The sequence below is a fragment of the Streptomyces sp. PU-14G genome (assembly GCF_041028275.1).
Lineage (GTDB): Bacteria > Actinomycetota > Actinomycetes > Streptomycetales > Streptomycetaceae > Streptomyces.
In genome coordinates, this window is record NZ_JASKYT010000078.1 from 1 (window position 1) to 25023 (window position 25023).

Annotated in this window: 26 protein-coding genes; 17 read left to right on the forward strand and 9 right to left on the reverse strand. The window is 73.4% G+C overall.

Annotated features, from left to right (window positions below):
* Nucleotides 1-495: 495 nt before the first annotated feature.
* Nucleotides 496-1692, forward strand: coding sequence for a MarP family serine protease (locus tag AB8Z75_RS12320; protein WP_369201517.1), 1197 nt, complete (start codon nucleotides 496-498; stop codon nucleotides 1690-1692).
* A 25-nt stretch (nucleotides 1693-1717) separates the two neighbouring features.
* On the opposite strand, the gene AB8Z75_RS12325 is transcribed toward AB8Z75_RS12320, so the two are convergent.
* Nucleotides 1718-2650: a GNAT family N-acetyltransferase gene (locus AB8Z75_RS12325; RefSeq protein ID WP_369201518.1), complete on the reverse strand. Its 933-nt coding sequence runs from the start codon at nucleotides 2648-2650 to the stop codon at nucleotides 1718-1720.
* Between the two features lie 95 nt (nucleotides 2651-2745).
* On the opposite strand from AB8Z75_RS12325, the gene AB8Z75_RS12330 reads away from it, so the two are divergent.
* Entirely contained in the window at nucleotides 2746-3141 is a 396-nt protein-coding gene (locus tag AB8Z75_RS12330; protein WP_369201519.1) for a GntR family transcriptional regulator, read from the forward strand.
* A gap of 133 nt (nucleotides 3142-3274) precedes the next feature.
* On the opposite strand, the gene AB8Z75_RS12335 is transcribed toward AB8Z75_RS12330, so the two are convergent.
* Both AB8Z75_RS12335 and AB8Z75_RS12340 read right to left on the reverse strand, forming a co-directional pair.
* Nucleotides 3275-3889 (reverse strand): hypothetical protein, encoded by a 615-nt coding sequence (locus AB8Z75_RS12335; RefSeq protein ID WP_369201520.1) that lies wholly within the window; start codon nucleotides 3887-3889, stop codon nucleotides 3275-3277.
* Between the two features lie 144 nt (nucleotides 3890-4033).
* Nucleotides 4034-5161 (reverse strand): DUF5925 domain-containing protein, encoded by a 1128-nt coding sequence (locus AB8Z75_RS12340; protein ID WP_369201521.1) that lies wholly within the window; start codon nucleotides 5159-5161, stop codon nucleotides 4034-4036.
* Nucleotides 5162-5457: 296 nt separating this feature from the next.
* Here AB8Z75_RS12340 and AB8Z75_RS12345 point away from each other — a divergent pair, with 296 nt between their 5' ends.
* Nucleotides 5458-5724, forward strand: coding sequence for a hypothetical protein (locus tag AB8Z75_RS12345; protein WP_114013541.1), 267 nt, complete (start codon nucleotides 5458-5460; stop codon nucleotides 5722-5724).
* 214 nt (nucleotides 5725-5938) lie between these two features.
* Here the strand turns inward: AB8Z75_RS12345 and AB8Z75_RS12350 are convergent, their stop codons facing one another.
* Nucleotides 5939-6700: a GntR family transcriptional regulator gene (locus AB8Z75_RS12350; RefSeq protein ID WP_369201522.1), complete on the reverse strand. Its 762-nt coding sequence runs from the start codon at nucleotides 6698-6700 to the stop codon at nucleotides 5939-5941.
* Nucleotides 6701-6776: 76 nt separating this feature from the next.
* The gene (hmgA, locus tag AB8Z75_RS12355; RefSeq protein WP_369201538.1) at nucleotides 6777-8129 is read right to left on the reverse strand and encodes a homogentisate 1,2-dioxygenase; all 1353 of its coding nucleotides are present in this window, start codon (nucleotides 8127-8129) and stop codon (nucleotides 6777-6779) included.
* Between the two features lie 164 nt (nucleotides 8130-8293).
* On the opposite strand from hmgA, the gene AB8Z75_RS12360 reads away from it, so the two are divergent.
* Together AB8Z75_RS12360 and AB8Z75_RS12365 are read left to right on the forward strand one after the other, a co-directional pair.
* On the forward strand, nucleotides 8294-9712 hold the full coding sequence (locus tag AB8Z75_RS12360) for an aldehyde dehydrogenase family protein (RefSeq protein ID WP_369201523.1): 1419 nt from the start codon (nucleotides 8294-8296) through the stop codon (nucleotides 9710-9712).
* A gap of 36 nt (nucleotides 9713-9748) precedes the next feature.
* Entirely contained in the window at nucleotides 9749-10834 is a 1086-nt protein-coding gene (locus AB8Z75_RS12365) for a zinc-binding dehydrogenase (protein WP_369201539.1), read from the forward strand.
* Between the two features lie 41 nt (nucleotides 10835-10875).
* Here AB8Z75_RS12365 and AB8Z75_RS12370 read toward each other — a convergent pair whose 3' ends face one another.
* Nucleotides 10876-11523: a hypothetical protein gene (locus AB8Z75_RS12370; protein ID WP_369201524.1), complete on the reverse strand. Its 648-nt coding sequence runs from the start codon at nucleotides 11521-11523 to the stop codon at nucleotides 10876-10878.
* A gap of 93 nt (nucleotides 11524-11616) precedes the next feature.
* On the opposite strand from AB8Z75_RS12370, the gene AB8Z75_RS12375 reads away from it, so the two are divergent.
* Nucleotides 11617-12246, forward strand: coding sequence for a TetR/AcrR family transcriptional regulator (locus AB8Z75_RS12375; protein ID WP_369201525.1), 630 nt, complete (start codon nucleotides 11617-11619; stop codon nucleotides 12244-12246).
* A gap of 27 nt (nucleotides 12247-12273) precedes the next feature.
* Here the strand turns inward: AB8Z75_RS12375 and AB8Z75_RS12380 are convergent, their stop codons facing one another.
* Nucleotides 12274-12738, reverse strand: coding sequence for a MaoC family dehydratase (locus AB8Z75_RS12380; protein WP_369201526.1), 465 nt, complete (start codon nucleotides 12736-12738; stop codon nucleotides 12274-12276).
* A 163-nt stretch (nucleotides 12739-12901) separates the two neighbouring features.
* Nucleotides 12902-13483 carry a hypothetical protein gene (locus tag AB8Z75_RS12385; protein ID WP_369201527.1) on the reverse strand — a complete coding sequence of 194 codons (582 nt, stop codon included), beginning with the start codon at nucleotides 13481-13483 and terminating at the stop codon, nucleotides 12902-12904.
* A 435-nt stretch (nucleotides 13484-13918) separates the two neighbouring features.
* On the opposite strand from AB8Z75_RS12385, the gene AB8Z75_RS12390 reads away from it, so the two are divergent.
* From AB8Z75_RS12390 to AB8Z75_RS12405, 4 genes are all read left to right on the forward strand, one after another.
* Nucleotides 13919-14809: an SDR family oxidoreductase gene (locus AB8Z75_RS12390; RefSeq protein ID WP_369201528.1), complete on the forward strand. Its 891-nt coding sequence runs from the start codon at nucleotides 13919-13921 to the stop codon at nucleotides 14807-14809.
* Entirely contained in the window at nucleotides 14806-16476 is a 1671-nt protein-coding gene (locus AB8Z75_RS12395) for an AMP-binding protein (RefSeq protein WP_369201529.1), read from the forward strand. Before AB8Z75_RS12390 ends, AB8Z75_RS12395 begins: the two co-directional genes overlap by 4 nt.
* A 166-nt stretch (nucleotides 16477-16642) precedes the next feature.
* Nucleotides 16643-17188, forward strand: a complete 546-nt coding sequence (locus AB8Z75_RS12400; RefSeq protein WP_369201540.1) for a TetR/AcrR family transcriptional regulator — start codon at nucleotides 16643-16645, stop codon at nucleotides 17186-17188.
* Nucleotides 17189-17233: 45 nt separating this feature from the next.
* A complete protein-coding gene (locus tag AB8Z75_RS12405; RefSeq protein WP_369201530.1) occupies nucleotides 17234-18211 on the forward strand; it encodes an NADPH:quinone oxidoreductase family protein in 978 nt (325 codons plus the stop codon).
* Between the two features lie 103 nt (nucleotides 18212-18314).
* Here AB8Z75_RS12405 and AB8Z75_RS12410 read toward each other — a convergent pair whose 3' ends face one another.
* Nucleotides 18315-19970, reverse strand: coding sequence for an FAD-binding dehydrogenase (locus tag AB8Z75_RS12410; protein WP_369201531.1), 1656 nt, complete (start codon nucleotides 19968-19970; stop codon nucleotides 18315-18317).
* Between the two features lie 117 nt (nucleotides 19971-20087).
* On the opposite strand from AB8Z75_RS12410, the gene AB8Z75_RS12415 reads away from it, so the two are divergent.
* The 7 genes from AB8Z75_RS12415 (at nucleotide 20088) to AB8Z75_RS12445 (ending at nucleotide 24710) form a co-directional block, all read left to right on the forward strand.
* Nucleotides 20088-20612: an NUDIX domain-containing protein gene (locus AB8Z75_RS12415; RefSeq protein ID WP_369201532.1), complete on the forward strand. Its 525-nt coding sequence runs from the start codon at nucleotides 20088-20090 to the stop codon at nucleotides 20610-20612.
* Nucleotides 20613-20668: 56 nt separating this feature from the next.
* A complete protein-coding gene (locus tag AB8Z75_RS12420; protein WP_369201533.1) occupies nucleotides 20669-21067 on the forward strand; it encodes a YidH family protein in 399 nt (132 codons plus the stop codon).
* Nucleotides 21064-21408: a DUF202 domain-containing protein gene (locus AB8Z75_RS12425; RefSeq protein WP_369201534.1), complete on the forward strand. Its 345-nt coding sequence runs from the start codon at nucleotides 21064-21066 to the stop codon at nucleotides 21406-21408. Before AB8Z75_RS12420 ends, AB8Z75_RS12425 begins: the two co-directional genes overlap by 4 nt.
* A gap of 38 nt (nucleotides 21409-21446) precedes the next feature.
* Nucleotides 21447-21932, forward strand: coding sequence for a gluconokinase (locus tag AB8Z75_RS12430; RefSeq protein WP_369201541.1), 486 nt, complete (start codon nucleotides 21447-21449; stop codon nucleotides 21930-21932).
* A 190-nt stretch (nucleotides 21933-22122) separates the two neighbouring features.
* Entirely contained in the window at nucleotides 22123-22272 is a 150-nt protein-coding gene (locus AB8Z75_RS12435; protein ID WP_369201535.1) for a hypothetical protein, read from the forward strand.
* A 172-nt stretch (nucleotides 22273-22444) separates the two neighbouring features.
* Nucleotides 22445-23467, forward strand: a complete 1023-nt coding sequence (locus AB8Z75_RS12440; protein WP_369201536.1) for a phosphotransferase family protein — start codon at nucleotides 22445-22447, stop codon at nucleotides 23465-23467.
* 7 nt (nucleotides 23468-23474) lie between these two features.
* Nucleotides 23475-24710: an acyl-CoA dehydrogenase family protein gene (locus tag AB8Z75_RS12445; protein ID WP_369201537.1), complete on the forward strand. Its 1236-nt coding sequence runs from the start codon at nucleotides 23475-23477 to the stop codon at nucleotides 24708-24710.
* Nucleotides 24711-25023: the final 313 nt, after the last annotated feature.

Consider the following 25023-nt stretch of genomic DNA (forward strand, 5'->3'; position numbering starts at 1 on the left):
CGTTCGAGCTGTCCATGACCGTAGCCATTGGTCTGGACCTGCACAACGGGGGGGGGGGGGGGGGGGGGGGGGGGGGGGGGGGGGGGGGGGGGGGGGGGGGGGGGGGGGGGGGGGGGGGGGGGGGGGGGGGGGGGGGGGGGGGGGGGGGGGGGGGGGGGGGGGGGGGGTGAGGGCTCGTTGAGTGTGCCGTGGGGGGTGGGCATGAGGTCGACTCCCTACGTCGGTTCGGACCCCGTGGTGAGAGATGCGCAGACGTTCGAGCTGTCCATGACCGTAGCCATTGGTCTGGACCTGCACAACGGTCCGCGTGCGATCTGTCACACACGGAACCGGACGTCGGAGTTGTGCGTTTTTTTTGGGAGAACGAGCTTGGAGAACGAGCTTGGAGAACGGCGCGAGCTCGGAAAACGCCGCGAGCTTGAAAGAACGCCGCGTCCGGAGGGCGTCCGCAGCGCTCCGGTGCCGGGGAACGAGAAGGAGGAAGGGGGCAGAGCCGTGAACCTGCTGGACCTGCTCCTGATCGTCGCCGCGCTCGCCTACGCCGGGTCGGGGTTCCGCAGAGGGCTGGTCGCCGGGGTCGCCTCCCTGGCCGGTTTCGTCGGCGGCGCCGTCGTCGGCGTCTGGCTCCTGCCGTACGCGCTCGACCTCGTCGACCGGGGGACGACCACCGCCACGGTGCTCGCCCTGCTGACCGTGCTGGCCCCCGCCCTGGCCGGGCAGGCCCTCGCCGCCCCGCTCGGCTGGCGGCTGCGCCAGGCGCTCAGCCGCACTCCGGCGCGCTGGGTGGACGGCGCCGGCGGTGCCGTCGTCAACGTGGTCGCCGTGCTCGTCGTCGGCTGGATGGCGGGCAGCGCGCTCGCCGCCTCACCCTCGCCCGCGCTCAACCAGGCCATACGCGGCTCCGCTGTGCTGGAGGGCGTGCACGAGCGGATGCCCTCCACCGCGGCCACCTGGTTCAACCGCGCGACCGGAGCGCTCACCACGGCCGGCTTCCCGCCGGTCTTCAACCCCTTCGAGCAGGAACCGGGCGCCTCGGTGCCCCAGCCGTCCGGCGACTCGGTCACCAAGGCGGCGACGGCCGCGGCCCAGCGCAGCACCGTCAAGGTCGAGGGCGTCGCCGACGTGGGCGGCGGCCGGCAGGGCCAGGAGGGCAGCGGCTTCGTCTACGCGCGCGAACACGTGATGACCAACGCGCACGTCGTCGCCGGGGTCGACGCGCCCACCGTCCGCGTCGGCGGCACCTCCCGCCCGTACGCGGCGAAGGTCGTCCTCTTCGACCCGGACAAGGACATCGCCGTCCTCGACGTGCCAGGCCTCACCGCGCCCGCCCTGCGCTTCGCCGGTGACGCCACCCGCGGTGACCAGGCCGTGGTCGCCGGCTACCCGGAGAACGGCGGCCTGGATCTGCGCGCCGCGGCCGTGGCCGCCCGTACCCCCGCGCGGGGCCAGGACATCTACGGGGACGCGCTGACCACCCGTGACATCTACGCACTGCGCTCCCAGGTGCGGCCGGGCAACTCCGGCGGACCCCTGCTGACGACCGGCGGGCGGGTCTACGGTGTGGTCTTCGCCCGCTCCACCACCGACGCGAGCACCGGCTACGCCCTGACCGCCGACCAGGTGCGGGACGCCGCACAGGAGGCCGCGCACGCGAGCCGCCAGGTCGACACCGGGGACCGCTCGGCCCTGTGACGCCCCTGCCGGGCGGGACGGCGCCTCACAGCGCCTTGAGGTACCGCCACTCCGAGGCCACCACGCGGTAGCCGAGACGCCGGTTGACGGCCAGCATCGGGGCGTTCGTCGCGTCGTTGCCCGTGTAGGCGTGGGCGTAACCGGCCGCGCGGGCCCGCCGCAGCGCCGCCAGCTTCGCCAGCGAGGCCAGCCCCCGCCCGCGAAAGGCGCGGCGGGTGCCCGTCATCCCCGACCAGTAGCGGTCCACGCCGTCCGTCTGCGCGACGCTGTACGCCGCGACGCACCCGTCCACCAGCACCACGCCGCTCAGCCCGGCGTGCCAGTCAGGGCGCCCCCAGTTGAGGCGGAGCCACACCTCGTACGGTGTCGCGGCGAGGTCGACGTCCCCCGGCTCGTCCGCCGCACACTCCACGTCCGCCTCGTACAGCGGCCGCAGATCGTCGGCGAAGTCGGCCACCGAGGCGAGAGCGACCCCCGCCGGCAGTGTCGCGGGCAGCTCGGGCAGCGGCGCGCGGCGCAGGTCGAGCCCGAGGAACCGGGCCTGCCGGGAGCGCCGGTAGCCCAGCCGTTCGGCGAAGCGCCGCGCACCGTCCTCGTCGGCCACCCAGCTGTGCACCCGCCGGACCCCCAGCCCCGCCAGATACGCCTCGCCCGCCGCCACCAGCGCTGCTCCCGCACCACGCCCCGCTTCCTCGGGCGGCACGGCCGTGTGCAGGAACCCCTGCCCCGGTACCGCGCTTCCCGCCAGGAGACCGACGTCGGCGCAGCCGGCGACCGTGCCGTCAGGGCGGGTGGCGAGCAGCCGGCGCAGCCGCTGGCTCGCCGGTGCGTGCGCCGCTTCCCAGGCCAGCGCCTCGGCCGTGCAGACGAGGTAGGGGATGGTCGCCCGGCGCGCCAGGGCGAAGGCCTCGGCGTCCGCGGGCACCCCCGCGCGCAGCGCGCGGACTGTCAGCGTCATGGCGCGGAGGGTACGGCGGAGGGCGGGCGTTGCGCCTCCCGTTTTCCCCGGTGAGGGAGAATCGCGGGGAACGACCGCTCGCCCCCGGAGGTCTCGTGCCGCACACACCGTCGAACGCCCTGAACCTGGCCGTCGACACCGAGGCGCCCGAGGCGCCCTACGAACAGGTGCGCGCACGCATCGCCGAACGGGTCCGCGGCGGTGACCTGCCCACCGGCTACAAGCTGCCCACCGTGCGGGGGCTCGCCGAGGAACTGGGCCTGGCGGCGAACACGGTCGCCAAGGCGTACCGGGCGCTGGAGGCCGACGGTGTCATCGAGACACGCGGTCGCAACGGCACCTTCGTGGCCGCCGCCGGCGGCGCCGCCGAACGGGAACTGGCCGACGCCGCCCAGGCCTTCGCGGCGCGCGCCCGCCGCCTCGGCAGCACCCAGGACAGCGCGCTGGCCGCCGCACACGAGGCCCTGCGCGCCGCCTACGGCACTGCCTGACGGGGCACGGGCCGCCCACGGCACCCCCTGACGCGGCACGGGCCGCCTACGGCACCCCCTGAGGGGGCACCGCCATGGCACCCCTGGCGAAGCGCGGGAGGCACCAGGCGGACGCGCACGTCCGCCCCGGCGGTCACAGGCGGGCCGCCGCCTTGGTGGTCGTCATGCGGAAGGCGGCCACCGGTGCGTGCTCCAGGGTGCCCATCTCGGCCCAGCGGACGACGGTGACCTTCTTCCCCTTGTGGACGATCGCGAACAGGTTGACGCCGTGCTCCGACTCCGGCGGCGCGGTGTGCACGCCGTAGACGTGGGCGCCCTCGCCCGCGTCGACCGTGCCGTAGTCGTCCCAGGACGCCGAAGCGCCCGGGTTCTCCCGCAGCCAGTCGGCGGCGCAGTGCGCCGCGCGCGCCTCCAGCTTGCCGGCGAGCGCGGTTGCCGCCTTCGAGGAGCCGGTGGTGACGGCGATCTGGGCGGCGTGGGTGTCGTAGTCGGTGCCGAAGGAGCGGTGGTAGGTCGCGCCCTTGTCCGGGACGGCCCCCTCCATGCAGAAGGGCTCCGGGTCGGGAAGGCCCTCGGTGACCTCACCCGCGTACCACGGGGACGAGGCGTGCGGGGGCAGGTCGTCCGCCTCCAGGAAGCCCGGGGCGTCTGCCGCTGTGGCGGTCGCGGTCGCCGTGGTGGTGGCCAGCAGGGCGAGGGTGGCGGCGGCGGTGGCCGCGCGGGTGAGTGTGCGGGTGCGGGTGCGCATGGGTAGGTCCTCCCCCGGACGCGAGCTGTTGTGTGGTGACAGACAGCCGGGAGGGGGGGAAGGTTGTCCTGGTCGGCCCCGGACCCTTCCACCGGACCTCCTCCGGGGGCCCCACTTCCCGCTCCTGCGTGGGGCTCCGCCCCGTCACAGATACAGGCCCGCCCCCGCCCGCTCCTGGCCGGGGACATGGGCGGTGGGCTTGCCCTTTTTCAGGGCGTAGAGCTCGGCGAGGGTGGCGCCGTCGCGGCCGATGCCCTCGTCGGTGCCGAGCCAGGCGACGGCCTCCTCCCTGCTGAGGGAGTCGACCTCGATCCGGGCGAGGCACCGTCCCGGCCGGACCACGGCGGGGTGCAGCCGCTCCAGGTCCTCGTTGGTGGTGACGCCGACCAGGACGTTGCGCCCCTGGCCGAGCAGCCCGTCGGTGAGGTTGAGCAGCCGGGAGAGTGCCTGCCCTGCGGCGTACTTGGCCTCTCCGCGGATCAACTCGTCGCAGTCCTCCAGGAGGAGCAGCCGCCAGCGCCCGGTCTCGGGGTCGGAGTCGTCGGCGCCGATGGCGATGTCCATCAGGTAGCCGATGTTGTTGAAGAGGTGCTCGGGGTCGAGGACGCAGTCGACCTGGCACCAGTCGCTCCAGGAGCGTGCCAGCGTCCGCAGCGCCGAGGTCTTCCCGGTGCCGGGCGGCCCGTGCAGCAGCAGGAGGCGGCCCGAGATGTCCTCGGGGGTGACCTTCATCAGGTCGTCCATGGCGGTGGCGACCCGCGCGGTGTAGTTCTGCCGTACGTCGGACCACGACCCCGCGCTGATGGTGCGCGAGGTGCGGCGCGGGCCGCGCATGGGGGAGTGGTACCAAAAGCCCATGGAGACCTGGTCCTCCTGGGGCTCGGGCTCGTCCTCCGCGCCCTCGACGGCCTGCTTCAGCCGCGCTTCGGCGAGTTCGTCGGTGACGGCGGTGACGGTGACCTCCGCGCCGCGCTGCCAGCGCGAGACGCGGACCGTCCAGCCGTCCCCCTCGGCGAGCACCGAGCCGGAGTTGTCGTCCTTGGCCTCACGCAGCACGTGGGCGCCCGGCGGCAGCAGGGTGCTCCCCTTCTTGACGCGGTCGACGGTGTGGCTGCGCGAGAACGGCTGTTCCCCGAGGGTGAAGCGGCCGAGGAAGAGGGCGTCGATGATGTCGCCGGTCGAGTCGCTGTCGTCGATCTGGAGCCGGGAGACCAGCGCCGCTTCGGGGGCGGTCGGTGGCGGGGCCGCGGTCTGCTTCCGGTCGGTACTCATGACGGCCATGATCCGGCATGGCGGCCCGCCCCGCATATGGGTTTCGCGGCGCGCCACCCGCGCGCCAGGAACGCGCCGTGAGCCCCCTGGACGCGCCCGGCGCTTTCCGAACTCCGGTGCTGTGTCCGGGTTTGCTCCGTTTCGCGGGGTGTCCGCGCGAGCGGGAAACGGCGTACCGTGTTCGTCAACCGCCTTGTGGGGCAGGTGAATGCTGTGACCGGGATGCACGCATGTCGTAGTCGGGAGATAGGGTTACTCTGCCCGGGCCGGGTGCCCTCGTACGGGTGGGGAGTGACATGGAACAGATAACAGTCGGCAGCAGGGCGCGAGTGCCCGCGATCACATGCGGCACTGGCGCGACGAGTTCGCGTCTCGACCGGCACCTCTCCGTGCTCGCTGGACCCGCCGTCCCACAGGTCGAGGCGGAGGACGCGACGACGCTGATGCGGGAGATCACGCAGCGCGACGCCGTGCGGAGCCGGGCGAGGAACCGCAGTGCGCGGGTCTCGCTCTTCGCGCCGCTGCGCAAGCTGCGCCGCTCGCTCTTCGGCGGGCGCGGCTGACGACGGCCGCCGGGCTGTTTGTCGAGGACAGCGCCGGCGGCTGCTCCCGTGAGGGCCGACCGCCACCCGGCCCGCGTCCGGCCCCTCGGCGCCCCGCGCGACCCGTTCCGTGCGATCCGTTCCGCGCGACCTGTCCCGTGCGACCCGGCCTCCGGTCCTGCCTGGCTTCCGGTCTCCGACCCGGCTTCCGGTCCGACCCGGCTGAAGTCCCGGCTCAGTCCGCCACGTTCTCCAGCGTGACGGAGAAGGCGAAGCGGTCTCCCCTGTAGTGGATCCGCACGACGTCCACCACGCGCCCCTCCCCGTCGTAGGTCACCCCCGTGTAGTGCAGAATCGGGCTCAGCAGCGGTACGCGGAGCAGCCGTGCCGTCTCCGGGTCCGCCAGCCGGGCCTCGACGGTGTCGGTGATCTGGCTGATGCGGACTCCGACGCCGTCCCGCAGCACCTTGGTCATCGGCCAGCCGCGGCGCAGGTCCTCGACGTCGATACGCTCGGCCACGTCGGCACGGATGAGGTTCACGGCCCAGTTGGTGGGCTCGTCGCTCTCCCTGTCCCGGCGCAGCCTGCGGTAGGCGATCGCCTCGCGCTGTCCGGGGAAGTGCTCGGCCAGCTCGACCGGCACGGGTTCGGGCCCGTGCCCGAGCAGGGTGGTGGGCTCACCGGACTGCTGGGCCACGATGGTGTCGACGGAGCCGAGCAGCCGCACCGGACGGGCGCGGCGTGCGTCGGGTTCGATGAAGGTGCCGCGCCTGCGGTGCCTGCTGATCAGGCCCTCCGTCTCCAGCTCCTTGAGGGCCTGGCGCATGGTCAGCACGCTGACGCCGTAGTGGCCCGCCAGCTGGTCCTCGGGCGGCAGCCGGTCGGGCGCCTGGGGCGGGCGGCCCAGTATGGAGGCGCGGAGCGACTGCGTGACCTGGTACCAGAGGGGCAGTTTCCGGTTCAGCTCGACGGGGTCGGGGGTGAACAGTGGCGTCATGGGTGTGCCTCGAACGGGTGTGGGCGGCTGTCCCCCTGCCGGGCCCGGCCACAGCAGGGGCGCTGGCCAAGAGCCGTCAGGGGGCCGGGAAGTGGCGTTCCAGACCCTGCCACACCGCGTCGTAACCGGTCTGGAGGTGTTCGGCCTCGGCTGCCTGGCGGGTGAGGGAGAGGGGCCAGCGGGTCTCGAACATGAAGGCGAGCCCGTCGTCGATCTTCTGCGGCGCCAGCTCGGCCGCCGAGGCCCGCTCGAAGGTCTCCCGGTCGGGGCCGTGCGCGGACATCATGGTGTGCAGCGACCCGCCGCCGGGCACGAAACCCTCGGCCTTCGCGTCGTAGGCGCCCTCGATCAGGCCCATGTACTCGCTCATCACGTTCCGGTGGAAGTACGGCGGCCTGAATGTGTCCTCGCCCACCAGCCAGCGGGGCGCGAAGACGACGAAGTCCACGCCCGCGAGCCCCGGGGTCTCCGACGGCGAGGTGAGCACCGTGAAGAGGGAGGGGTCGGGGTGGTCGTAGCTGATGCTGCCCAGGACGTTGAACCGGTGCAGGTCGTAGACGTACGGCACGTGGTTGCCGTGCCAGGCGACCACGTCCAGCGGCGAGTGGTCGTAGACGGCGCGCCACAGGTTGCCGCAGAACTTGGTGACGACCTCGACGGGGCCTTCCCGCTCCTCGTAGGCGGCGGTGGGCGCCTGGAAGTCGCGGGGGTTGGCGAGACCGTTGGCGCCGATCGGGCCCAGGTCGGGCAGGACGAAGGGGCGGCCGTGGTTCTCGCACACGTAGCCGCGCGCGGTCTCCTCCAGCAGCTCCACGCGGAAGCGCACGCCGCGCGGGATCAGCGCCACGTGCCCGGGGGCGGCGTGCAGCAGGCCGAACTCGGTGCGCAGCAGCAGCCCGCCGCGCTCGGGGACGAGCAGCAGCTCCCCGTCGGCGTCGCTGAAGACCCGGTCGGTCATCGAGGCGTTGGCGGCGTACAGGTGGACGGCCATGCCGCTGCGCTGCCGCGCGTCGCCGTTGCCGCCCAGCGTCCACAGCCCGGCCAAAAAGTCGGTGCCGGGCTGGGGGTCGGGCAGCGGGCCCCAGCGCAGCCTGTTGGGGTCGGGGACCGTCTCGTCGAACGGGGTGCCGCGCAGCCCGCCGTTGTCCGTGCGGACGAAACGCGGGTGGGCGGCGGAGGGGCGGATGCGGTAGAGCCACGAGCGGCGGTTGTGGGCGCGCGGCTCGGTGAAGGCGGTGCCGCTCAGCTGCTCCGCGTACAGACCGAGCGGGGCGCGCTGGGGGGAGTTGCGTCCTGTGGGCAGCGCGCCCGCCCTCGCCTCGCTGCTGTGCTCGTTGCCGAATCCCGACAGGTAGGTGAGGGCGGCGGCCTCCTCGCGTGCCCGCTCCCGTGACCGACTTGCCGTGGTGCTGGTCGTGCCCTGGCCCATCGCCAACTCCCGCCGCATGAAGGAATCCTGTAGGAGACCATAGGAATGCCGCGTGGCCCCGTCAACGCCCTGCGCTCTCCCCGTCGTGCCGGGCCGCGCGCCGGTGACCCACCGCACGCCGACGGCCTGCTGACACCGAGGTGACCCGACAGTAGGTTTGGCTTATGAAGGCACACGACGGCATGTACATCGACGGCTCGTGGCGGCCCGCGGCCGGCTCCGGCGCGATCGAGGTCACCAACCCCGCCGACGGTTCGCTGCTGGCCACCGTGCCGGCGGGCGGGCCCGAGGACGTCGACGCGGCCGTGCGCGCGGCCCGCGCCGCGCTCCCGGGCTGGTCGGCCACGCCGCCGGCCGAGCGTGCCGCGCGGCTCGAAGCGCTCCAGCAGATCCTGATCGCCCGGCGGGACGAGATCGCCGAGACCGTCACGGCCGAACTCGGCTCGCCGCTCACGCTCTCGCGGAAGGTGCACGCCGCGGCCCCGATCGCGGTCTGCGGCAGCTACGCGCAGCTCGCCGCCGAGTACCCTCTCGAGGAGCGGGTCGGCAACTCGCGGGTGCTGCGCGAGCCGGTCGGTGTGGTCGGCGCCATCACCCCGTGGAACTACCCGCTGCACCAGATCGTCGCCAAGGCGGCCCCTGCCCTCGCCGCCGGCTGCACCATGGTGCTCAAACCGGCCGAGGACACCCCGCTGGTCGCCCAGCTGTTCGCCGAGGCGGTGCACGAGGCGGGCGTCCCCGCGGGCGTCTTCAACCTCGTCACGGGGCTCGGCCCGGAAGCGGGCCAGGCCCTGGCCGAGCACGAGGGCATCGATCTGCTCTCCTTCACCGGCTCCACCGCCGTCGGCCGCCAGGTGGGCGCGGCGGCGGCGCGCGGCGTCAAGCGGGTCGCCCTCGAACTCGGGGGCAAGTCCGCCAACGTCATCCTGCCGGGCGCCGACCTGGCCAAGGCCGTCAAGGTCGGCGTCGCCAACGTGATGTCCAACTCGGGGCAGACGTGCAGCGCCTGGACCCGGATGCTGGTGGACGCCGAGCGCTACGACGAGGCCGTCCGGCTGGCCGCCGACGCGGTCGCCGCCTACGTCACAGGGGACCCGCTGGACGAGGCCACCCGGGTGGGCCCCGTCGTCAACGCCAAGCAGTACGAGCGCGTCACCGGCTACATCAGGCGCGGCCAGGAGGAGGGCGCCCGGATCGTGGCGGGCGGCGCGGAGCGGCCCGAGGGGGCCGAGCGCGGCCACTACGTGCGGCCCACCGTCTTCGCGGACGTCACCGAGGAGATGGCCCTCGCGCAGGAGGAGATCTTCGGCCCTGTCCTGTCCGTCCTCAGGTACGAGGACACCGAGGAGGCGCTGCGCATCGCCAACGGCACCGTCTACGGGCTGGCAGGCGCCGTGTGGTCCGACGACGAGGACGAGGCCGTCGCCTTCGCCCGCCGTATGGAGACGGGCCAGGTGGACATCAACGGCGGCCGGTTCAACCCGCTGGCCCCGTTCGGCGGCTACAAGCAGTCGGGCGTCGGGCGGGAGCTGGGCCGGCACGGTCTGGAGGAGTACCTGCAGACCAAGTCCCTCCAGTTCTGACTCGGTCCCGCCCCACTCACCCCCTTGGGAGCCACCATGGTCCGCGCCGCCGTCCTGCCCGCCGTCTCGGCCCCGCTGGAGATCACCTCGATAGACCTGCCCGACCCAGGGCCCGGGCAGGTGCGGGTGCGGCTCGCCGCCGCCGGGGTCTGCCACTCCGACCTGTCCCTCGCGGGCGGCACACTGCGCCAGCCCGTACCCGCCGTGCTCGGCCACGAGGGCGCGGGCACCGTCGTCGCCGTGGGCGAGGGCGTGGCCGGGCTCGCGCCGGGCGAGCGTGTGGTCCTCAACTGGGCGCCCAACTGCGGCGCGTGCCACTTCTGCGCGCGCCTGGGCGAGCCGTGGCTGTGCGTGCGGGCCAACGAGGCCACCACCGCGCCTTATGCGCGTACGGCGGGCGGCGACGCGCTCTACCCGGGGCTGTCCGTCGCCGCTTTCGCCGAGGAGACCGTCGTCCCGCACCGGGCCGTCCTCCCGCTGCCCGACGGCGTGCCGCTCCAGGACGCGGCGCTGCTGGGCTGCGCGATGCTCACCGGGTACGGCGCGGTCCTGCACAGCGCGCGGGTGCGCCCCGGGGAGTCGGTCGCGGTGTACGGCGTGGGCGGCGTCGGGCTCGCCACCCTCCAGGCGGCGCGGCTGGCGGGCGCCGAGCGGGTCGTGGCGGTGGACGTTTCCCGTGAGAAGGAGGGACTGGCGCGGGCCGCCGGGGCGACGGACTTCGTGCCCGCCACGGACAAGAGCGCCAAGGCGGTGCGCGCGCTGACCGAGGGCGGTCACGGTGTGGACGTCGCACTGGAGTGCGTGGGCCGCGCCGAGACGATCCGCGCGGCCTGGGACTCCACCCGCCGGGGCGGACGCACCACCGTCGTGGGCATCGGAGGGAAGGACGAGCGGGTCTCCTTCTCGGCTCTGGAGATCTTCCACTTCGCGCGCGAGCTGCGCGGCTGCGTCTACGGCGACTCCGACCCGGCGCGTGATGTCCCCGTGCTGGCCGAGCATGTGCGGGAGGGGCGGCTGGATCTCGGGGCGCTGGTGACCGAGCGGGTCGGTCTCGAAGAGGTGGGCGCCGCCTTCGACGCCATGCGGGCCGGGCGCGGCGGGCGCACGCTGGTGGTGTTCTGAGCGGGGGCCGGCCCCGGGCGGGTGGTGTCGAAGGCGGCGGCTCACCCCTCCCGCTTCTCGCGGACGACCTTTCCGGTCTCGGTGTCGATCAGAGTGTGGACCTCTTCCGCTTCGGCGCTCGTGCCGGTGGCCGTGCTGACCTCCCACAGGTCGGTGCCCTCCGTGTTCTTCTCCGTAGCGACCTCGGTCAGCTCCTGGCCGGTCAGGCGGTGGGCCGTCTTCCTGACCGCCTGGGGCAGGGAGACGGCGAAGTCCGAGAGCCTGCCGGTGGCATCGTCCGGGCGGGTGTCCTCGTGCTTGTCCGTCACCGTGCTGCCGTCGTCCACGACCGCCACCGCCCACTCGCTGCCGGACGCCGTGGACAGCTTGATCTCCCACTCGGGGGTGCCCTCGTGGTCGCGTACGAGGTGGTACGGGGTGCTGTGGGGGACGGCCTCGCGCGCCGTCTTCAGGGCGGTCAGCGCGTGGCGCGCGGAGGGCGGGAGAGCCGAGGGGGACGGAGAGGTGCCGGGACCCTTCTCGGGGGAGAAGGTGGGCGAGGCCGTCGAGGACTCCTCGCCAGGACCCGCGTACAGCGACGAGTCGGAGGCCTCGCAGGCGGTCAGGCCGCACAGCGCGGCGGCGGTGAGCGCGGCGCCCACCAGCCGCGGTCTCGGACGAGAGGGGACATGTGCGCGGAAATGTGCCATGCGGCTCTCTTTACCGCACCCTGCCGTCCGGGTCCGGCAGCCTCGCCAGCGGGAGCGCTAAGCGGTCGCTCACTGGCGGGGTAAGCTGGCCGGATGACGACGGTCGAGACCGATGAATCGTTCGGTGGTGTCACTCCCGACGCCGCCCGCAGGCTGCTGCTGGGCGCCGTGCAGGCCTTCGCCGAACGCGGGTTCCACGCCACGACGACCCGCGACATCGCCGGCCGCGCGGGCATGAGCCCAGCGGCGCTCTACATCCACTACAAGACCAAGGAAGAGCTGCTCTTCCACATCAGCAGGGTCGGCCACGAGCGCTCCGTGGCGGTGCTGACGGAAGCGGTCGAGGACACCGGGGCCGCGGGGGGAGCGGGCGGCAGCGCCCCGTGCCTCGCCCGCGCCGTGCGGGCCTTCGTGCGCTGGCACGCCGAGCACCACACCACCGCGCGCGTGGTGCAGTACGAGCTCGCGGCGCTCGACGAGGAGCACTACGCGTACATCGTGGCGCTCCGCCGCCGCAGCGAGGAGATCCTGCGCGGGGTACTCGAAGACGGCGTGGCGACAGGGGAGTTCGACATCGCGGACATCCGCGGCACGGCGCTGGCGGTGATGTCGCTGTGCATCGACGTCGCGCGCTGGTTCAGCCCCGGGGGCCGCCGGACACCGGACGAGATCGGCGCGCTCTACGCCGACCTCGCGCTGCGTATGGCGGGGCACCGGGGCTGACGGTCACCCGTACCGGACGCCCGGCGCTCACCAGTAGTAGCGGCTGAGGCTCTCCGCGACGCACACCGGTTTGCCGCCGCCCTCGCGCTCGACCGTCACCTGCGCGGCCACCTGGACGCCGCCGTCGGACGCCTCGCTCACGTCCGTCAGCGTCGCGCGCGCCCGCACGCGGGACCCCGAGGGCACAGGGGAGGGAAAACGCACCTTGTTGACGCCGTAGTTGACGCCCATCTTCATGCCTTCGACGCGCATGATCTGCGGCACGAGGGCGGGCAGCAGGGAGAGGGTCAGATAGCCGTGCGCGATGGTGCCGCCGAACGGCCCGCCGGCGGCCCGTTCCGGGTCCACGTGAATCCACTGGTGGTCGCCCGTCGCGTCGGCGAACAGGTCGATCCGCTTCTGGTCGACCTCGAGCCAGTCGCTGCTGCCCAGTTCCTCGCCGACCGCTGCCCGCAACTCGTCGGCCGAGGTGAAGACCCGGGGTTCCGCCATGCGAATAACCTCCCACGCGCGCTGCGTCGTCAAGCGGGGTGCGTCTAAGCGGTTGCTCAGCACTCGTGGGTCAGCATGCCAGCCTGCCCCGCCGGTACGCCAGCCCCGTCCTGCCGCCGCGCACCGCGCCGACGTCCCGCCCACGGCCCTCGGACCTGCGGCCTCAGCCCTGGGAGGGGAGCGGGGAACTGAAGCCGAGCCGGGCGGCGGCGCTTTGGCGGTGGGCCCTGCGGGGCTCGCGCCGGCTCGCGCCCTCCGTACGGATCTCCGTACGCGGACCGCCGGGGTCGAGGCGCAGACCGCGGCGCTGCGGCGGGATCTCGCACACGTCCATCACGGAGATCAGACGGCGCAGCACGTCGGCGAGGCGCGGCGTCGGCGGCTGCGACGGATCGCACCGCAGCAGCGATCTGCCGCCCCAGGTGAGGCGGTGCCACTCGTCCAGCGCCGTCGGTTGTCTGATCCCGTCCCGCTTCTCCCGCTTGCGGCGGGCGGCGACCTCGGACTCGTAACTGAGCCAGACCGCGCGGGCTTCTTCTAGTTCCTCCAGCGCGGCGACGAGCAGCGCCGGATCCGGCTCCCGGTCGTCGGGGTGGAACCCGGCGTTGGCGCACAGGTGCTGCCACGTGGCGCGGTGCCCGTACGGCGCGAACCGCTCCAGGCACTTGCGCAGGGCCTGCCGCCGTTGCGACGGGTCTCTGTCAGGGTCGCGGACTTGTCGAGCGAGCGCTCTGAAACCGGCCAATCATCCCACCTCCGGCGGAGAGGACCCGTGTCGTCGAGGATGTGACGTACGACCCCGCGTCGCGGATCCGTCTCCGGCGATGCTTTTTTCGCGCGGGCAGCGCGCAGTTGCTTCGGCGTGGCGGATTACCCCGGAAACGGGCCGCTATTCCTGTAAGGGACGGTTTCCCGCCTCACCGGACGCAGTCGCTTCCGTGCTCTCCACCCGTCACGCGCACGCGCCGCCGCGCGCCGCGCACATCCGTGAGAACGAGCCCTGGCCCGCTGCCGTTCCCGAACCTGTGTCGGACCGTCGCCCGGATTGGCGAAGCACCCCTTCCGCAACGACATACCGACTGGTTAGTCTGCCGGGCGGGCACGCGGCCGGCGCAACCTGCCACGCGGGCCCTGACGGGGCCTGAGGAGAACGAGCCCGCGCAACTGAGAGGCGCAGCCGATGAAGTCTTCGCGCGACAGTGCCGTCGTCGTCACCGGGGCGGGCGGCGGTATCGGAGCGGCCCTCGCCCGCAGATTCGCCGCCGAGGGCGCCAGAGTCGCCGTGAACGACCTCGACCCTGGCGCCGCCGCGGCCGTCGCCGAGGAGATCGGCGGCATCGCGGTCCCCGGCGACGCCGCCACCGTCGCGGGGCGCGCACGCGAAGCGCTCGGCGGAACGGTCGACGTCTTCTGCGCCAACGCGGGAGTGGGCACCGAGGGCGGTCCCGAGTCGCCCGACGCCCTGTGGGACGCCACCTGGGACCTCAACGTCATGGCACACGTGCGGGCGGCCCGCGAACTGCTGCCGGGCTGGCTGGAGCGCGGACGGGGCCGGTTCGTTGCGACCGTCTCGGCGGCCGGACTGCTGACGATGGTGGGCTCGGCCCCCTACAGCGTCACCAAGCACGCGGCACTGGCGTTCGCCGAGTGGCTCTCGGTCACCTACCGGCACCGCGGGGTGGACGTCCACGCCATCTGCCCCGAGGGCGTCCGCACGGACATGCTCACGGCCACCGGCACGGCCGGGAACATCGTGCTCCGTCCCGGCGCCATCGACCCCGAGGCCGTCGCCGACGCGCTGTTCACGGCGTTCGACGACGGCCGGTTCCTCGTCCTGCCGCACCCCACCACGCGCGGCCACTACACCGCGCGCGCCGGTGACACGGACACCTGGCTGAGCCGAATGAACCGCCTTCAGCAGAAGGTCGAGCACAGCGAACAGCAGAAGACCGAGCGCAGCGCGGCGCGCGTACGGGACGGCGCGACGACAGCAGCCGCACCGGAAGCCCAGCCGGAAGCGGAAGCGGAACCGGAAGCCGAACCGGAAGCCGCGGAGGGAGAGCGAGCATGACACCGTCCGGCCTCACCTACGAGGACAAGCCCTGGCTCGCCCAGCTCAGCGCCGCACAGCGGGCCCCCGTCAGCCCGCCCGAGACGCTGCTGCACGCCTTCCGCGCCGCGGTCGGCGAGGTACCGGAACGCACCGCACTCGCCTACTTCGACGGGCGGCTCAGCTACGCCGAGACCGACGCGCTGTCCGACGCCGTGGCCGCCCACCTGGCCGGGCGCGGACTGCGGCACGGCGACCGGGTCGCCGTGATGCTGCAGAACACCCCGCACTACGTGCTCGCGCTGCTCGGCGCCTGGAAGGCGGGCGGCACGGTCGTACCCGTCAACCCGATGTACAAGGAGCGCGAGGTCGCCCACGTGCTCGCCGACGCGGAGGTCTCCGCGCTGGTGTGCTCGGACCGCGCCTGGGGCAGCCACCTGCGCGCCACCGTCGCGGACACCGGCGTGCACACCGTCCTGACCGCGTGCGAACGGGACCTCCAGACCCGCGACGACGCCCGCGTGCTCGACTTCGCGCGGTGCGCGCCCGCGCACGACGCCACCGACCTGCTCGCAGCCGCGCGCTCCGGCGCGCCCGCGCCCGCTGCACGGGAGCTGACCGGCGCCGACATCGCCCTCATCAGCTACACCTCCGGCACCAGCGGCACCCCCAAGGGCGCCATGAACACACACGCCAACATCGCGTTCAACGCCGAGCGGCAGCGGGTCGGCTCCGGCCTGCCCGAGGGCTCCACCGTCTTCGCGCTGGCGCCCCTGTTCCACATCACCGGCATGGTCGCCCAACTGTCGGGCTGCCTCGCCAACAAGGGCACGCTCGTGCTCGCCTACCGGTTCGACGCGGGCGTCGTCCTCGACGCCTTCCTGGAACACCGGCCCGCCTTCACCGTCGGCCCCTCCACCGCGTTCATGGCGCTGGCCGCGCACCCGGACGTGACCCGCGAACACTTCGCCTCCTTCCGGCACATCTCCTCCGGCGGGGCTCCCCTGCCGCCCGCCCTGGTGGAGAAGTTCCGCGCCGCGTTCGGCCCCTACATCGGCAACGGCTACGGGCTGACCGAGTGCACGGCCCCCTGCGCCTCGGTTCCGCCGGGCAAGGAGGCACCGATCGACCCCGCCTCCGGCACCCTCGCGGTGGGTGTGCCGGGCCCCGACACCCTCGTGCGCATCCTGGACGAGGGCGGCGCGCCGGTTCCCCTCGGACAGCAGGGCGAGATCGCCGTGCGCGGCCCGCAGGTCGTCCCGGGCTACTGGCGGCGGCCCGAGGAGAGCGCCGCGGGCATGCCCGACGGCGAACTCCGCACCGGCGACATCGGGTTCATGGACGAGGACGGCTGGCTGTACGTCGTCGACCGCAAGAAGGACATGATCAACGCCTCCGGGTTCAAGGTCTGGCCCCGTGAGGTCGAAGACGTCCTGTACGCGCACCCCGCCGTCCGCGAGGCCGCCGTCGTCGGCGTCCCGCACGCCTACCGCGGCGAGACCGTCAAGGCGTACGTCAGCCTCCGCGACGGCACCGAGGCCGCGCCCGGGGAGCTGAGCGCCTACTGCAAGGAGCGGCTGGCCGCCTACAAGTACCCCCGCGAGGTGGAGATCCTGGCCGAGCTTCCCAAGACCACCAGTGGGAAGATCCTGCGGCGGGAGCTGCGCTCCCGTCCAGGGGACGCGTGAGCGTGCGACCGCGGCAGCACAGGGCGGCCCCGCTCGGCGCACGACGAAGGAGAGGCAGGTGACGGCCATGGCGACCAGGGCCGGTTCGGCAGGTCGGGACGGTGCGGCGGCGTCGGTGAGCGCGGACGGCTCGGGCGGCACCCCGGCGCCCGTGCCGCAGCGCCTGATGGAGGCCGCCACCCGCCTGTTCGCCCAGCAGGGCTACGACCGCACCTCCGTGCAGGAGATCGTGGAGGCGGCGGGCGTCACCAAGGGCGCCCTCTACCACTACTTCGGTTCCAAGGACGACCTCCTCCACGAGATCTACAGCCGCCTGCTGCGGCTCCAGCAGGAACGGCTCGACCTGCTCGCCGGGCGTCAGGCCCCCGTCGAGGACCGGTTGCGGCAGGCCGCCGCCGACGTCGTCGTCACCACGATCGACAACCTCGACGACGCCATGATCTTCTTCCGCTCCATGCACCAGCTCTCGCCCGAGAAGCAGAAGCAGGTGCGCGCCGAGCGGCGGCGCTACCACGAGAGGTTCCGCGCGCTGATCGAAGAGGGCCGGCGCAGCGGGGTGTTCAGCGACGCCACCCCCGCCGACCTCGTCGTGGACTACCACTTCGGATCCGTACACCACCTCAGCAGCTGGTACCGGCCCGGCGGGCGGCTGACGCCCCAGGAGGTGGCCGACCACCTCGCCGACCTGCTGCTGCGGGCCCTGCGTCCCTGAGCGGCGGGCACCCTGCGGCCCGCCCCGTCAACGAGAGGAAAGTCCGTGCGAGCCTGGCGCGTCCACACCAACGGCGAACCCCGCGACGTGATGCGGCTGGAGGAGATACCCGACCCGGATCCCGGCGAGGGCCGGCTGCTGGTACGGGTGCGGGCCGCCAACATCAACTATCCGGACGCTCTGCTGTGCCGCGGCGAGTACCAGGTCCGTCCCCCGCTGCCGTTCACGCCCGGCGTCGAGCTGTGCGGCGAGATCGTCGGCGGCCCCCGCGCGGGCGAACGCGTGCTCGGGCAGCCCGTGCTGCCCTGCGGCGCCCTCGGTGAGCTGGCCGTCATCAGCGAGGAGAGCGCCAGGCCTGCGCCCGAGGCGCTGGACGACGCCGAGGCCGCCGCCTTGCACATCGGCTACCAGACAGGATGGTTCGGTCTCCACCGCCGTGCCCGCCTCCTCAAGGGCGAGACCCTGCTCGTGCACGCCGCCGCCGGGGGCGTCGGCAGCGCCGCCGTGCAGCTCGGCAAGGCCGCCGGGGCGCGGGTGGTGGGCGTCGTCGGCGGCGAGGCGAAGGCCGAGGTGGCCCGCGAGCTGGGCTGCGACGTCGTCATCGACCGGCGCCGCGACGACGTCGTGCGCGCGGTCAAGGAGGCCACCGGCGGCGCGGGCGCCGACGTGGTCTACGACCCGGTGGGCGGCGACGCCTACGCCGCCTCCGCCAAGTGCGTCGCCTTCGAGGGCCGCATCGTGGTCGTCGGCTTCGCGAGCGGCGCCGTGCCCACGCCCGGGCTCAACCACGCGCTGGTCAAGAACTACTCCATCCTCGGCCTCCACTGGGGCCTGTACGCGCAGCGGGATCCCGCCTCGGTCGCCGGCTGCCACGAGGAGCTGACCGCTCTCGCGGCCGACGGCCTGATCAAGCCGCTGGTGAGCGAGCGCGTCGCCCTGGACGGTGCCGCCGACGCGGTCCAGCGCGTCTTCGACGGCGTCACCACGGGACGCGTCGTGGTCCTGCCGGGCCGGCCGGGCTGAGCCGCACCGGCGCCGCACCGGCGCCGCGCCCTGAACCGCGTCGGCGCCCGCGCCGTGGGCCGCACGGGCGCCGCGCCGGGGGCCGGCGGCCCGCGCCGCGCCGTCAGCCCACGGCCCGCGCCGCGGCCCTCCCGGCCGTCCGTCCCGAGAAGAGGCAGCCGCCGAGGAAGGTGCCCTCCAGGGAGCGGTAGCCGTGGACGCCGCCGCCGCCGAAGCCCGCGGCCTCCCCCGCGGCGTAGACGCCGGGGAGGGGGTCGCCGCTCTCGGTCAGGACGCGCGAGGACAGGTCGGTCTCCAGCCCGCCGAGCGTCTTGCGGGTGAGGATGTTCAGCCGGACGGCGATCAGCGGCCCGGCCGCGGGGTCGAGCAGCCGGTGCGGGGACGCGACGCGGATGAGGCGGTCGCCGAGGTAGCGGCGGGCGCCGTGGACGGCGGTGACCTGCGCGTCCTTGGCGAAGGGGTTGCGGATCTCGCGGTCGCGGGCGGCGATCGTACGGCGCAGCGCGTCGGCGTCGATCAGCCCCTGGCCCGTCAGCTCGTTCATGCGCCGTGCCAGCGCGGCCACGTCGCTCTCGATGACGAAGTCGGCACCGTGTTCCATGAACGCGCGTACGGGCCCTGGCGCGCCGTGCCGCGCCCGCCCGAGGACGTTGCGCACGGACCGCCCGGTCAGATCGGGGTTCTGCTCGGACCCGGAGAGGGTGAACTCCTTTTCGATGATCTTCTGGCTGAGCACGAACCAGGTGTAGCCGTGGCCGGTGCGCATGATGTGGTTGAGCGTGCCGAGGGTGTCGAAGCCGGGGAAGAGGGGGACGGGCAGCCTCTCGCCCGTGGCGTCCAGCCACAGCGAGGAGGGGCCCGGCAGGATGCGGATGCCGTGCCGGGACCAGATGGGGTTCCAGTTCTCGATGCCCTCGGTGTAGTGCCACATCCGGTCGCGGTTGATGATCCGTCCGCCCGCCTGTTCGGTGACACCGAGCATGAGGCCGTCCACGTGCGCGGGCACACCCGAGAGCATCTTGGCGGGCGGCGTACCCAGCCGCTCGGGCCAGTTGGCGCGTACCAGGTCGTGGTTGCCGCCGATGCCGCCCGAGGTGACGATCACGGCCTGGGCACGGAGCGCGAAGGTGTCGGCGACCTCGCGGCTGCTGGCGGTGCCGCGCGGCGCGGCGCTGGGCACCAGCACCTCGCCGGTCACGGTGTCGACCGCCCCGCCGGTGCGCTCCAGGCCCGTCACCCGGTGGCGGAAGCGCAGCTCGACCAGGCCGCGCGCGACGCCGGCCCGCACCCGCCGCTCGAACGGCTCCACGAGTCCGGGACCCGTGCCCCAGGTGATGTGGAAGCGGGGGACCGAGTTGCCGTGCCCGCCCGCGTCGTAGCCGCCGCGCTCGGCCCACCCGACGACGGGGAAGATCTTCAGACCCTGGGACCGGAGCCAGGCCCGCTTCTCGCCCGAGGCGAAGTCGACGTAGGCCTCGGCCCAGCGGCGCGGCCAGTGGTCCTCGGACCGGTCGAACCCCGCGGTGCCGAGCCAGTCCTGCCAGGCGAGCTCGCGGCTGTCCTTGACGCGCATCCTGCGCTGCTCGGGGGAGTCGACGAAGAAGAGGCCGCCGAAGGACCAGTGCGCCTGGCCGCCGAGCGCCTGTTCGGGTTCCTGGTCGAGCAGGATGACGCGGCGTCCCGCCTCGGCGAGTTCGGCGGTCGCGGCGAGCCCCGCGAGCCCGGCCCCGACCACGATCACATCGGCGTCGTACGCCATGCTCCCACCTCTTCGTCGACGCGTGTCCCGCACTGGTGACCGGAGAGTAACCCCCGGGCCGGGGTGCGCACACCCCTCCTGTCCTGTGCGGTACCGGCGCGGTGCTTGGATGGGCGCATGACGGAGCAGGGGCGGGCGGCGGACGAGCTGCTGGACATCGTGGACGAACGGGACCGGGTCGTCGGGCAGCGGCTGCGGGGTGACGTCTACGCCGAACGGCTGCGGCACCGCAGTACCGCCATCCGGGTGCGCGACGCGCACGGCCGCCTCTTCGTGCACCGCCGCACCCCCACCAAACTGATCTTTCCCGGGATGTACGACGTGGTGGTGGGCGGCGTCGTCGGCGCGGGCGAGGACTACGACACGGCTGCGCTGCGCGAGGCGGAGGAGGAACTGGGCGTCAGCGGGCTGCCGATGCCCGAGCGGCGGACGAAGTTCCTCTTCGAGACGCCCGAGTACTCCTGGTTCCTCACGGTCTACGAGGTCGTGTGCACGCTGCCCGTCCGGCCGCAGGCGGAGGAGGTCGAGTGGTGGGACTTCCTCGCGGAGGAGGAGCTGGAGCGGCGACTGGAGGGCTGGGAGCGGGACGGTCTGGTCGTGCCCGACGGGCTGGAGTGCCACCGCCGGCTCTCGGCGCCGTGAGCCGGGGCAGGCGTCCCCGTGCGAGGACGCCGCAGGTCACCGCGTACGGTTGAGCCATGCTCGACCGGATTACGGCGTCCGTCAGGCTGTGGTTCGCCCCCCAGCGGCTCAGGGAAGAGGGCACCACGCCCGACTACCGCTTCTCGCTCGCCAACGAGCGCACCTTCCTCGCCTGGATCCGCACCTCGCTGGCCCTGGTCGCGGGCGGGATCGCGGTGGACCAGTTCCTGACGGGGCTGCGCTGGGGAGCGCGCACGACGGTGGCGATCGTGCTGCTGGCGGGCGCGGTGCTGTGCGCCTTCCGCGCCGTGAACCACTGGGTGCGCTGCGAGCGCGCCATGCGCCGGGGTGAGGACCTGCCCGCCTCCCGCTTCCCCGTGGTGCTGGCGGCGGCCACCGCTGCCGCCGCGGTGCTGGTGATCGCCGTCGTCGTGCTCGGGCTGGGCGGCCGATGACGCCCGAGCCCGGCGGGGTGCCCGCCCGCGAGCGCGACGAGCCCGCCCCTCGCGACCCCGGGGCACAGCCCGAGCGCACCTGGTTCGCCTGGCGCCGAACGACGCTCACGTTCGCCGTCTCCGTCGCGCTGGCGGCCCGGGTGGCCGTCGAGCACCGGTCGGGTCCTGCCGTGGCGGCGGCGGCCTGCGGGGTACTCGCCTGGCTGGGCCTGCTGCTGACGGCGCACCGCAGGATCGGCGTGCTTTCCGCTGCCCGCCCGGCCCCCCTGGGCGCCGTCCAGGTCATGGGGACACTGGTCTGTGTGCTGGCGCTGGTCGTGGTGGGAGGACTGTTGCTGTGAACCGTGGAGAGAGCCCGCACGAGCCGCTCGTCGTGGTGATGGGCGTGTCAGGATCCGGCAAGAGCACCGTGGGGGAGTGGCTGGCGGACGCGCTCGGCGTGCCGTTCGCCGACGCCGACGCCTTCCACCCCCGGCACAACATCGAGAAGATGTCCGCCGGTATCCCGCTGGACGACACCGACCGTGCGCCGTGGCTGGACGCGATGGCCGACTGGCTCGCCCGGCACGGCGAGAGCGGGGCCGTGCTGGTGTGCTCCGCGCTCAAGCACCGCTACCGCGACCGGCTGCGGCAGGCGTCCTCGCGGCTCTTCTTCCTCCACATGGAAGGCTCCTTCGAGTTGATCGCCGAGCGGGTGGCCCGGCGGAAGGGGCACTTCATGCCGCCGAGTCTGCTGCGCTCCCAGTTCGAGGCGCTGGAGCCGCTGGGGGAGGGCGAGCGGGGCGCGGCGGTCTCCGTTGCGGGCACGCCGGACGAGACCCGGACCGAGGCCCGGGCGGTGCTGGAGCGTGCCGGGGTGTGCTGAGGCGCGAGCCCTCTTCCGCTCGGCTCCCCTCCGTTCCCGTTCTGTTTCCCGCCGACCTCGTCCACCCCGTCGGTCTCCTTCGCCGCTTCTGTCTCATCCGTCCCGTTCGTTTGCGGAACGGTGTGCGTTACGCCGCTTTCCGCCCGAAGTCCGATGACAGGCAGGCGGGTGGCGCCCTAGCCTTCGTGCCATGCCCATGGGTGACAACGAGCCGCTGTTCGTCCGCGACGAGCGTTCCAGGAACGGCTACGTCCTCAACCACCGCAACCCCTCAGGGCTCGCCCTGATCGTCGTCCTCACGGTCGGTGTGCTGGTCCTGGCCGTGGTGGCGCTCGGCTGACACGCCGCCCGCCGCACCGCCCCCGCCCGCGGTGCGGCCGGGCACCTCGGGCGATTTTCCGGACACCGGGGATGTACCGGACGGCCGTCCGGCGATCCGTGCCGCCCCCTCTGGACGCCATACCGACTAGTCGGCATGATCGGACGCGACCGATGCCGAAGGAGCGCGCACGATGAGCGAACAGAACCCGCCCGGCCTCGATCTGGCGCGGCTGGCCGCGCACCTGGAGCGCGAGCGGCCCGGCCTCGTACGGGGCCCGCTGAGCGCCGAGGTGATCCAGGGCGGTCGCTCGAACCTGACGTACCGGGTCACCGACGGTGTCGGCCGCTGGGTTGTACGCCGCCCCCCGCTCGGCCACGTGCTGGCCACGGCGCACGACATGGCCCGCGAACACCGCGTCATCAGCGCGCTGCGCGACACCCCCGTGCCCGTGCCGGGGACGGTGCTCCTGTGCGAGGACCCGGACGTGCTCGGGGCCCCCTTCTACGTCATGGAACACGTCGAGGGCACCCCGTACCGCACGGCCGGGCAGCTCGCCCCGCTCGGCCCCGAGCGCACCCGCGAGGTCGTCCTCGCCCTGCCCGAGACGCTGGTGGCCCTGCACTCCGTGGACCCGGAAGCGGTCGGGCTCGGCGACTTCGGGCGCCCCGAGGGGTTTCTGGAGCGGCAGCTGCGCAGGTGGGGCAAGCAGCTGGAGGCGTCCCGCAGCCGGGAGCTGGCCGGGATCGACGAGCTGCACGGCGCGCTCGGCGCCGCGCTGCCCGCCTCGCCCGCCCCCACGGTCGTGCACGGCGACTTCCGCCTCGACAACGTGCTGGTCGACGCCGACGACCGGGTGGCCGCGGTGCTCGACTGGGAGATGTCCACCCTCGGTGACCCGCTGACCGACCTGGGCCTGCTGGCCATGTACAGCGAGCGCCAGGACGCCGGTGACTCGCCCGTCAGCACGACCAGTACGGCGCCCGGGCACCCCTCGGCCGCCGAGCTGATCGAGCGCTACGCCCGGCTGTCGGGCCGGGACGTGACCCGCGTCAACTGGTACACGGCGTTCGCCTACTTCAAGCTCGCCGTGATCCTGGAGGGCATCCACTACCGCTTCACGCTCGGCCAGACCGTCGGCGCCGGCTTCGACCGGATCGGGGAGCTCGTCCCCGTCTTCATCGACAACGGACTCACCACACTGCGGAAGGGCTGAGCTGCGCATGGACTTCGCATACGACGCGCGGACCGAGGAGCTGCGCGAGCGGCTGCTCGCCTTCATGGACGAGCACGTGCTCCCGGCCGAGCAGGTGGCAGGCGAGCAGCGCGCTGCCCTGGACTCGCCCTGGCGGACCCCGCCGGTCGTCGAGGAACTCAAGGCCACGGCGCGGAAGCTGGGCCTGTGGAACCTCTTCTTCGTGGACGAGCACAGCGAGTCGGCCGAGAAGTACGGCGCGGGCCTCACCAACCTCCAGTACGCGCCGCTGGCCGAGATCACCGGACGCAGCCCGCAGCTCGCACCGACCGCGCTCAACTGCGCCGCGCCCGACACCGGCAACATGGAGCTGCTGGCCCAGTTCGGCTCCGAGGAGCAGCGCGAGCGGTGGCTGGAGCCGCTGCTGGCGGGCGAGATCCGCTCCGCGTTCGCCATGACCGAACCCGAGGTGGCCTCCTCGGACGCCACCAACATCGCCACCCGCATCCGGCGGGACGGCGAGGGACACTACGTCATCTCCGGCCGCAAGTGGTACATCTCCGGTGCCATGAACCCGGACTGCAAGGTCTTCATCGTCATGGGCAAGACCGATCCGGACGGCGAGGACGTGCGCCGCCAGCAGTCCATGGTGCTGGTCCCGCGCGACACCCCGGGCGTTGAGGTGCGCCGCGCCATGTCGGTCTACGGCTACGAGGACCACTACCACGGCGGTCACGCGGAGGTCGTCTTCCACGACGTGCGGGTGCCGGCCGCCAACCTGATCGGTGAGGAGGGCGGCGGCTTCGCCATCGCGCAGGCCCGCCTGGGCCCGGGGCGCATCCACCACTGCATGCGGCTGATCGGCATGGCCGAGCGGGCGATCGAGCTGATGTGCCGGCGCGCCGTGGAGCGTTCCGCGTTCGGCAAGCCGCTGGCCCGCCAGGGCGTGGTGCACGCGTGGATCGCCGACGCGCGGGTGCAGGTCGAGCAGTTGCGGCTGCTGGTGCTCAAGACGGCCTGGCTGATGGACACGGTCGGCAACCGCGGTGCCCACACCGAGATCCAGGCCATCAAGATCGCCACCCCGCGGGCCGTGGTGGGCATCATCGACGACGCGGTGCAGCTGCACGGCGCGGGTGGCGTCTCGCAGGACTTCCCCCTCGCCGAGCTGTGGGCGGCGGCGCGCACCCTGCGGCTGGCCGACGGGCCCGACGAGGTGCACCAGCGGTCGCTGGCCCGGCGGGAGCTGAAGCGCTACCTGTGACGGGCCCGGCTCGGCAGGGAAGGGCGTCCCTGCCGGGCCGGGCCCGTCACAGGTCCCGGTGCCGGCGTCGCCCGCCCCAACTCGCCTGCGGGGGGAAGGAAATCGGCCGTACCGAACGAAGTCGAGCAATGTCGCTCACCCCCGGCCGATGAGTGTGCGGCTTCCGAACTCGCTTGACCACTCGCTGACTTGACGTGATCGCTTCCGTCGGGTTGGGTGATCGGCGACCATGACTCCTCCACCACCGCCGCTCACGTTCCGACGCTCCCCGGGCAGGGAAGGGCGTCCCTGCCGGGCCGGGCCCGTCACAGGT